Origin of the sequence: Tolypothrix sp. FACHB-123 (genome assembly GCF_014697075.1) — a bacterium.
Taxonomy (GTDB): Bacteria; Cyanobacteriota; Cyanobacteriia; order Cyanobacteriales; family Nostocaceae; genus Aulosira.
On sequence record NZ_JACJRE010000156.1, the window covers coordinates 1 to 1,936 of the forward strand.

A 1,936-nucleotide genomic window follows, 5' to 3' on the forward strand; every position below is an offset into this window, starting at 1 on the left:
TCGGCTTATGGATTTAGAAACTTTGAAAACTTCCGAATTAGATGCTTGTTAAACTGGCATTTTGATTGTTAGTTTAGCATAACAAGTACTAAAGAACCATTCTTTTTTTGCACAATTACTTGATAGCCTTGATAAATAACCTGAATTTTCTCACTAAAAACTCTTAAGAACGCATCTATCGCTAGTTTAGGATGTTGAGTCAAATTATCTGTAAATTTAGGCCAATTGTAATCATCAAAAATAATGATTCCTTGAGATTTGACTAAACGCCACCCCAAAACAGCATCTTCCAAAACATCAGCAGCTATATGAGAACCATCAATATAGAGAAAATCATAAGTATCTATAGGTAGGGTTCGCAATACTTCTTGGGATATCCCCACAATTTTTTCTACTTTGTGGCTTGAGCCTGTTTGAGCTATATTAAAATCAAATCTCTTCGATAAAGATTGCAGGGAAGATACATCTAAATTTTGATGTTCCATACTTCCCACAAATGTATCTATACAAGTAATTTTAGCTGATTCATGAGTTAAAATATTATCTAGTAACCAACAAGTCGATCTACCTTCCCAACTCCCTATTTCTAAAAATCTGAGATTTGGTAAATTGACAAAATTTTTGAGCAGCTGTTCCCAGATAGGAATATGGATACTAAACCAATCTTGAGTAAATTGATAACCTTGAGATATACATTTTTGTAAATATTGTTGGCGCTGTAAATATAAGATATGTTCTGCTTCTATTTGATAAGCTTGCTCTAACAACTCTGGCTTGATATGATATGCTTCTTCAGCTTCGCCTGGTGGTAGTTGAAACTTCGCTAATTGTTTGTCAAAAGCGTTATTAGAATACCTAATATATTCAACAGTAGCTAAATTAGTTTTACCAATGACAAAAAATTTTTCAAGTAAAGCTTGATAAGCGCAATCTTCAGTTTTGGTTTGTCTGTGGATTTCCCCTTCAAAGAATCCTTCAATAAACTCATGACAATATCTCCTGATACACAAATTTAAAGGGAGACTTTTCTCAATTGCATCTTGCCAATATGGATGTATTTTATCTTTAGTTTTTACCTGAGATCTAATGACATCAAAATGCTGTGTTGGTAATGTAATTGTCAAGTTATAATTCTCACTTAATAGGTGAAAAGATGATATATGTTCAGACGTACCTTTTAACAGCATATAGCAGACATAAATATGCTCTGGCAAGAATATATCGTCTGCATCGCAGAAAAATAAAATTTCCCCCTGAGAATTTTTGACACCTGTATTTCTCGCTGCGCCTGCACCTTTATTGGTGGTATGGGTGATAATTTTTATCAATGGATTATTCGCGATAAATTCACGCACAACAGATACAGTATTATCGGTTGAAGCATCATCAACAATAATTATTTCTGCATGAACTTGCTGTGCATAAATGTAGTTTTTTTGAAAAAAATCAATACTCTGGATAATACTTTTTATAGTGGAAATGATAACATTTTCACAATTAAATGCTGGGACGATCACCGAAAAAGAATTAGGCATATTAAACTAACGTAATAGACATGAGTTTATTCAAAAACTACATCTTCATACAGTTGGGCTATTGCTCCAGCAAATTTAACACTTTGGAGTTGAAATGTTTTATCTTCTGCTGTGTAAGTTTGTAAAACCCATAACCCTTGCTCGTTACGGCGAAAACATTCCACTCGCTGACGTTTTGTGTTAATTAAAACGTACTCTTGTAAAGTTTCTAAACTTTGATAATCAGCAAATTTGTCTCCTCTGTCAAAAGCTTCCGTAGAGTTAGATAAAACTTCGACAATTAAACAGGGAAATTTTTTAGGTTCTTTAGTACTTGTTATGCTAAACTAACAATCAAAATGCCAGTTTAACAAGCATCTAATTCGGAAGTTTTCAAAGTTTCTAAATCCATAAGCCGAGCG

1 protein-coding gene and 1 pseudogene are annotated in these 1,936 nt (G+C 33.2%); both read right to left on the reverse strand.

The window, feature by feature from the left end; genetic code table 11:
- Positions 1-68: 68 nt before the first annotated feature.
- Positions 69-1,535: a glycosyltransferase gene (locus H6G41_RS34445; protein ID WP_190752876.1), complete on the reverse strand. Its 1,467-nt coding sequence runs from the start codon at positions 1,533-1,535 to the stop codon at positions 69-71.
- 26 nt (positions 1,536-1,561) lie between these two features.
- Positions 1,562-1,834: pseudogene (locus H6G41_RS34450) on the reverse strand (Uma2 family endonuclease); the annotation flags it as partial.
- Between the last annotated feature and the right edge of the window lie 102 nt (positions 1,835-1,936).